The organism is Pseudomonas rossensis (genome assembly GCF_039888995.1).
Lineage (GTDB): Bacteria > Pseudomonadota > Gammaproteobacteria > Pseudomonadales > Pseudomonadaceae > Aquipseudomonas > Aquipseudomonas rossensis.
Genome location: NZ_JBBWCB010000204.1, coordinates 1 through 7,325 on the forward strand (window position 1 = coordinate 1; position 7,325 = coordinate 7,325).

The 7,325-nt window shown below is 59.8% G+C and carries 5 protein-coding genes; all 5 read left to right on the forward strand.

Features of this window, described 5'->3' with window-relative positions; translation table 11 throughout:
• The first annotated feature begins 178 nt into the window (after nt 1-178).
• The 5 genes from WLY71_RS28690 to WLY71_RS28710 all read left to right on the forward strand — a co-directional run bounded on the left by WLY71_RS28690 (nt 179) and on the right by WLY71_RS28710 (nt 7,163).
• Entirely contained in the window at nt 179-1,801 is a 1,623-nt protein-coding gene (locus WLY71_RS28690; RefSeq protein WP_283180327.1) for an acyl-CoA synthetase, read from the forward strand.
• A 132-nt stretch (nt 1,802-1,933) separates the two neighbouring features.
• Nucleotides 1,934-2,260 (forward strand): DUF485 domain-containing protein, encoded by a 327-nt coding sequence (locus WLY71_RS28695; RefSeq protein WP_347806256.1) that lies wholly within the window; start codon nt 1,934-1,936, stop codon nt 2,258-2,260.
• The gene (locus WLY71_RS28700) at nt 2,260-3,930 is read left to right on the forward strand and encodes a cation acetate symporter (RefSeq protein ID WP_347806257.1); all 1,671 of its coding nucleotides are present in this window, start codon (nt 2,260-2,262) and stop codon (nt 3,928-3,930) included. Before WLY71_RS28695 ends, WLY71_RS28700 begins: the two co-directional genes overlap by 1 nt.
• A 64-nt stretch (nt 3,931-3,994) precedes the next feature.
• Complete coding sequence (locus WLY71_RS28705; protein ID WP_347806258.1) at nt 3,995-5,767, forward strand: acyl-CoA dehydrogenase C-terminal domain-containing protein; 1,773 nt, start codon at nt 3,995-3,997, stop codon at nt 5,765-5,767.
• 127 nt (nt 5,768-5,894) lie between these two features.
• Nucleotides 5,895-7,163, forward strand: a complete 1,269-nt coding sequence (locus WLY71_RS28710; RefSeq protein ID WP_347806259.1) for an OprD family porin — start codon at nt 5,895-5,897, stop codon at nt 7,161-7,163.
• Nucleotides 7,164-7,325 lie beyond the last annotated feature (162 nt).

Below are 7,325 nucleotides of genomic sequence, written 5' to 3' on the forward strand. Positions count from 1 at the left end.
GCTGTATTGATTTAGACCTGCCAGAATCAAATATAGTACATATCCTATATGGCGTAGGTTGTACTTCCATATCAGTAGCTGAATGTTATATAAAGCAAGCCGGACATAAAAGATGCCCTCAGCGGCGACGCTGCAAGGTCATCTATAGAGCTAACAATCAGCCACCGAGTACCCGTACATGTCGATTTATGAACAAGGGCTAGGCCCTGCGGCTGTCAATCATATTGCCTTGTCTCCGCTCAGCTTCATCGAGCGCACCGCCAGCGTTTACCCCAACTACCCCGCCGTCATCCATGGTTCTATTCGCCGCACCTGGGCGCAGACCTACACCCGCTGCCGCCGTCTGGCTTCGGCGCTGGCCGGTCGCGGCATCGGCAAGAACGACACGGTGGCGGTAATGCTGCCCAACATTCCCGAGATGCTTGAAGTGCACTTCGGCGTGCCGATGATTGGCGCGGTGCTTAACCCGCTCAACGTGCGTCTGGATGCCGAAGCCATTGCCTTCATGCTGCAGCATGGCGAAGCCAAAGTGCTGATTACCGACCGCGAGTTCCATGATGTGATTCACGCGGCGATCGGCATGCTCGATCACCCGCCACTGGTCATCGACGTTAATGATCCGGAGTACGGCGAAGGTCAGGCGGTCAGCGATCTGGACTACGAAGCGCTATTGGCCGAAGGCGATCCAGCCTTCGCCTGGCAGTGGCCGGCGAACGAATGGCAAGCCATCTCGCTGAATTACACCTCAGGCACCACCGGCAACCCCAAAGGCGTGGTTTACCACCATCGCGGTGCTTATCTGAACTCGTTGGGCAACCAGATGACCTGGGCCATGGGCAACCACCCGGTGTACCTCTGGACCCTGCCGATGTTCCATTGCAACGGTTGGTGCTACCCGTGGATCATCACCGCCATGGCCGGTGTGCATGTGTTCCTGCGCCGTGTCGATCCGCAGAAAATCCTCACGCTGATCCGCGAGCATCAGGTCACCCATCTGTGCGCCGCGCCGATCGTGCTCAATGCCTTGGTCAACATGCCGGAATCGGCTAAAGCGGCGATCGATCATCCGGTCAACGCCATGGTGGCCGGTGCCGCACCACCGGCCAAAGTGATCGGTGCCGTGGAAGAAATGGGCATCAAGGTCACCCATGTGTATGGCCTGACCGAAACCTATGGTCCGGTGACGCTCTGCGCCTGGCATGCCGAATGGGATGAGTTGCCGCTGGACGAACGGGCGCAAATCAAATCCCGTCAGGGCGTGCGCTACCCGACGCTCGAAGGCGTGATGGTTGGCGATTCGAAGACGCTGGAACCGACCCCGCGAGACGGTCAGACCATCGGTGAGATCTTCATGCGCGGCAACACCGTGATGAAGGGCTACCTGAAGAACCCAACCGCTACGGCTGAAGCGTTCGAAGGCGGCTGGTTCCATACCGGCGACCTGGCGGTGTGTCATCCGAACGGTTACGTCGAGATCAAGGACCGACTCAAGGACATCATCATTTCCGGCGGCGAGAACATTTCCACCATCGAACTGGAAGGTGTGCTCTATCGCCATCCCGCCGTCATGGAAGCGGCCGTCGTCGCCCGCCCTGATGAGAAGTGGGGCGAAACGCCCTGCGCCTTTATCACGTTGAAGGCTGATCACCAGGACGTTCGCGAGGCCGACATCATCAGTTTCTGCCGTGAACACCTGGCCGGTTTCAAAGTCCCGCGCACGGTGGTTTTCACCCTGCTGCCGAAGACTTCGACCGGCAAGATCCAGAAGTACGTTCTGCGCGACAGGGCCAAAGCGCTCTAACCGAATCGACGTTGTACCCGACAAGCGGCCGGTGTTTTTACCGGCCGCTTCGGGCTCGTGCAGGCCGGATTCGGCTCTGCCCTGCCCTTAAATACCCAAAGCATCGATAACAAAAACAAGGTGGAGCCACCCATGATCGACATCCATTCAACCGATACCCAACGCTGTGAACGCATTCGGTCCAACCCGAAATTCATTCAATTGGTGAGCAGCCGTTCGCGCCTGGCCTGGTCACTCAGTGCTGCGGTGCTGGGTACTTACTACGCGTTCATGCTGGTGGTGGCGTTTGCCCCGCAGTGGCTGCATGCGCCACTCGCCGAGCATCGGATGTTGACCCTGGGCATGCCGGTTGGCGCGGCGATCATCGTGTTTTCCTGGTTACTCACCGGTTGGTACGTCTACAGCGCCAACACGCGTTTCGATGCACTGGGCGCCGCCATTCTCGAGGAGAGCAAGTAATGAACCTGCTGCGTAAACTTCTCCTCGCCGCTGCCGGGCTCTTGCCGGCCTCCGTTGTACTGGCTGCGCCCGCGCTGGGTGCAGTGGAAAAACAACCGCTCAACCTGCATGCGATCGGCATGTTCTTCGTCTTCGTGCTGGGCACGCTGGCCATCACCTGGTGGGCCGCGCGACAAACCAAATCCACGTCTGACTTCTACACCGCGGGCGGTGGCATCACCGGGTTCCAGAACGGTCTGGCGATTGCCGGCGACTACATGTCCGCCGCCACGCTGCTGGGGCTGTCCAGCCTGGTGTTCGCCAAGGGTTACGACGGCTTCATCTATACCATCGGCTTCTTCGTCGGCTGGCCGATCATTACCTTCCTGATGGCCGAGCGCTTACGCAACCTGGGGCGCTACACCTTTGCCGACATCGTGTCCTATCGACTGGACCAGAACAAAGTGCGGATCTTCGCTGCCTTCGGTTCGCTGACGGTGGTGTGCTGCTACCTGATTGTGCAGATGGTCGGTGCGGGTCAATTGATAAAATTGCTATTCGGTCTCGACTACCCGGTTGCGGTGGTGATCGTCGGCGCACTGATGCTGGTGTATGTGATTTTCGGCGGCATGATCGCCACCACCTGGGTACAGATCATCAAGGCCGTGTTGCTGCTGGCTGGCGGCACGACCCTGGCGTTCATGGCCATGTCGCAATTCGGCTTCAGCTACGAAACCCTGGCCAGCAAAGCCGTCGAAGCCCATGCCAGCGGCTGGAACATCATGGGCCCCGGCTCAATGCTCGCCGACCCGATCAACACTGCTTCGATGTCGCTGGGCCTGGTGTTCGGGATTGCCGGTCTGCCGCACATTCTGATGCGTTTCTTCACCGTGCCTAACGCCAAAGAGGCTCGCAAATCGGTGTTCTATGCCACCGGTTTCATCGGCTTCTTCTTCCTGGTGGTTTGCACCCTGGGCTTCGCCGCGATGGTGATCATCGGCACCGACCCGCAGTACTACGTCAATGGCGAAGTCGGCGGCGCCTTGATTGGCGGCGGCAACATGGTCGCCATGCACCTGGCCAAAGCGGTCGGTGGCAACCTGTTTTTCGGTTTCCTCGCAGCCGTCGCCTTCGCCACCATCCTCGCGGTGGTCTCCGGGTTGGCCCTGGCCGGTGCTTCGGCGATTTCCCATGATCTCTACGCCACGGTATTCAAGAAAGGCAAAGCCAGCCAGAAACAGGAAATGCGCGTGACCCGCATGGCCACTGTCGGCCTTGGCATCATCGCGATTCTGCTGGGCATTCTGTTCGAGAAGATGAACGTCGCGTTCCTGGTGGGCCTGACCTTCGGCATCGCCGCATCGACCAACTTCCCGGTGCTGATCATGGCCATGTACTGGAAAGGCCTGACCACCAAAGGCGCGATCATCGGTGGTTTCGCCGGCCTGATCTGTGCGCTGGTGCTGGTGATCCTCTCGCCAGCGGTGTGGGTCACCGTGCTCGGCCATGCTCACGCGATCTTCCCGTACGACCACCCGGCGCTGTTCTCCATGCCGCTGGCGTTCTTCGTGATCGTCGTGGTGTCGAAACTCGACCGCAGCGTGCGGGCCGACAAAGAGCGTGACGCTTACGCCGACCAGTTCGTTCGCGCCCAGACCGGCCTCGGTGCCGCCAGCGCTTCCAGCCATTGATAGAAAGGGCACTGCCTGCTCAACCGGCGCCGTGCCCATCGCACAACCTTTTGAGGTTCACGTTATGCCCGAATTCAACGCCCCGCTGCGCGACATGCGCTTTGTGCTGCATGAAGTGTTCGACGCCCCGGCCCTGTGGGCACGCCTGCCAGCCCTGGCCGACAGTGTCGACGCCGCCACCGCTGACGCCATTCTTGAAGAGGCGGCCAAAGTCACCTCGCACCTGATTGCGCCGTTGAACCGCAGCGGCGATGAGGAAGGTGCCCAGTGGGCCGATGGCCAGGTCAGCACGCCAATCGGTTTCAAACAGGCTTATGCCACCTACATCGAAGGCGGCTGGGTGGGTCTTTCCGGTAACGCCGATTTCGGCGGCATGGGCATGCCGAAGATGCTCGCCGTGCAGTTCGAAGAAATGCTCTACGGCGCCAACTCAAGCTTTGCACTCTATTCAGCGTTGAGTTCCGGTGCCTGCCTGGCACTGGATGCCCACGCCAGCGACACCCTGAAAAACCTCTACCTGCCGCCGATGTACGAAGGCCGCTGGGCCGGTTCAATGTGCTTGACCGAAGCCCACGCCGGCACTGATCTGGGGATTATCCGCACCCGCGCCGAACCTCAGGCCGACGGCAGCTTCAGCATCACCGGCAGCAAGATCTTCATCACCGGTGGCGATCAGGACCTGACCGAAAACATTGTCCATCTGGTGCTGGCCAAACTGCCGGACGCACCGGCGGGACCGAAAGGCATCTCACTGTTCGTAGTGCCCAAAGTACTGGTCAATGCCGACGGCTCCCTCGGCGATGCCAACGCCGTGAGTTGCGGATCGATCGAACACAAGATGGGCATCAAGGCCTCGGCTACCTGCGTGATGAACTTCGACGGCGCCAGCGGCTGGCTGGTCGGCGAAGCCAACAAAGGCCTGGCGGCGATGTTCACCATGATGAACTACGAGCGCTTGTCCATCGGCATTCAGGGCATTGGCTGTGCCGAAGCGTCCTATCAGAGCGCCGTAGCCTATGCACGTGAACGTGTTCAGAGCCGCGCGCCGACCGGTGCCATTGCCCCGGACAAAGTGGCTGACCCGATCATCGTCCACCCCGATGTGCGCCGCATGCTGCTGAGCATGAAAGCCATGACCGAGGGCGGCCGTGCGTTCGCCAGTTATGTCGGGCAGCAACTGGACCTGGCGAAGTTCTCCGATGACGTCCAGGAACGGGACAACGCGCAAACACTGGTTGCGCTGCTGACGCCAGTGGCCAAGGCATTCTTTACCGACACCGGTCTGGAAAGCTGCATCAACGGCCAGCAAGTGTTCGGCGGCCATGGCTACATCCGTGAATGGGGCCAGGAACAATTGGTCCGTGACGTGCGCATCGCGCAGATCTACGAAGGCACCAACGGCATTCAGGCCCTGGACCTGCTCGGACGTAAAGTGCTCGCCGACAAGGGCTTCGCGCTGTGCCAGTTCACCGCTGAGATCCGTCATTTCGCCCATCAGCCTGACGCGCCCTACTCCGCTCAATTGTTCGATGCCGTGCAGCGTCTGGAGGACTTGAGCGACTGGCTGCTGGATCAGGCCGCGACCAATCGCAACGAAGTCGGCGCCGCGTCGGTGGAGTATTTGCACCTGTTCGGTTACGTCGCCTACGCCTGGCTTTGGGCGCGTATGGCACAGGTTGCCCAGCAAAAGCTGCACGAAGACGAAGGGTTTTATGGCGCGAAAATCGCCACCGCCGACTTCTATATCCACCGCTTGCTGCCGCGCATTTTGAGCCTGGAGCAATCCATCCGCGCGGGCAGTGCCTCGTTGTTTGGCCTGAGCGCAGAACAGTTCTAACGATTGAACCGCACGCGGCGCCACGCTCCTATCTTTCGGCGTTCGCGTTTTTTATCGATAAGCCCTCGCCCACCTGGCGAGGGCCGCGGGACCTGTCTTTCCATAATAAAAACAAAGGGGCTTCACCATGGACCGCAACACCCGCACCCTCGCTACCCGACTGTTGCTGGCCGGCGGCGTCATCAGCCTCTCGGCCCCCGCCGCTGCCGACTTTGTCAAAGACAGCAAGGCCAGCCTTGAGCTGCGCAACTTCTATTTCAACCGTGACTATCGCCAGGACAACGCCGCCCAATCCAAACAAGAGGAATGGGCCCAGGGTTTCCTGTTGCGCTATGAATCGGGATTCACCGAAGGTTTGATCGGTGTCGGTTTCGATGCCATTGGCCTGCTCGGCGTCAAGCTCGATTCCAGCCCCGATCGCGCGGGCTCCGGTCTGCTCAAACGCCATCGCGACACGAGCAAAGGTGCTCAGGACGAGTACGGTGAACTGGGCCTGACCGCCAAAGTGCGGGCCTCAAAAAGTACGCTGAAACTCGGCACGCTGCTGCCGAAACTGCCCACGTTATTGGCCAACGATTCACGGCTGTTGCCACAAACCTTCAAGGGCGGTCAGTTGACCTCGCTGGAAATCGAAGGCTTGACCGTGGATGCCGGGCGACTGACGCAGGTCAATCAGCGTGACTCCTCGGACTACGAGGACATGGGCATCACCCGAACCGGCGTCAAGGGCATCACCACACGTCATGTCGATAGCGACAGCTTCGATTTCGCCAGCCTGAACTACAAATGGACCAGCAACCTCGCCACCGGCTACAGCTACGGTCACCTCGACAACTTCTACAGCCAGCACCTGGTCAACCTGACCTATGTGTTGCCGGTGACGACGGGCCAGTCGCTGAAGACGGATCTGCGCTTCGCCCGCTCCACGGACGATGGCGGCAGTAATGTCGATAACAACGCCATTGGCGCGATGTTCACCTACAACCTTGGCGGGCATGCATTGGGCCTGGGTTATCAAGGCATGAGCGGTGACACTGGCTACGCCTACGTCAACGGCACCGATGCCTTCCTGGTGAACTTCGTGCAGATCGGCGACTTCGCCAGCAAAGACGAAAAGTCCTGGCAGGCGCGCTACGACTACAACTTTGCGGCCATCGGCGTTCCGGGCCTGACCTTCATGACCCGCTACCTCACCGGCGACAACATCGATCTGGGCGGCAACCGCCCGGAAGGCAAGGAATGGGAACGTGATACCGATATTGGTTATGTCGTGCAGAGCGGGCCGTTGAAGAATGTCGGGGTGAAATGGCGCAATGCGACAGTGCGCTCGACCAACTTCGGCAGCGACCTGGATGAAAACCGCCTGATCGTCAGCTACACCCTGCCGATCTGGTAAGTAGATCAAGAGATCGCAGCCTGCGGCAGCTCCTACGGGGTACGCATTCCTTCTGTAGGAGCTGCCGAAGGTTCGGGCCGCGTTCGGACGATCTTTTGATTCTGCCCTTAGCCCCTCCCTCCCAACACCAAACCGCTTCAGTGGCCAGAGTAGGTGAAGATG

Bases quoted from the DNA above. Each gene is read 5' to 3' on its own strand.
- WLY71_RS28695 (WP_347806256.1), top strand. From the start codon at position 1,934: ATGATCGACATCCATTCAACCGATACCCAACGCTGTGAACGCATTCGG.
- WLY71_RS28705 (WP_347806258.1), top strand. From the start codon at position 3,995: ATGCCCGAATTCAACGCCCCGCTGCGCGACATGCGCTTTGTGCTGCAT.
- WLY71_RS28710 (WP_347806259.1), top strand. From the start codon at position 5,895: ATGGACCGCAACACCCGCACCCTCGCTACCCGACTGTTGCTGGCCGGC.
- WLY71_RS28690 (WP_283180327.1), top strand. From the start codon at position 179: ATGTCGATTTATGAACAAGGGCTAGGCCCTGCGGCTGTCAATCATATT.
- WLY71_RS28700 (WP_347806257.1), top strand. From the start codon at position 2,260: ATGAACCTGCTGCGTAAACTTCTCCTCGCCGCTGCCGGGCTCTTGCCG.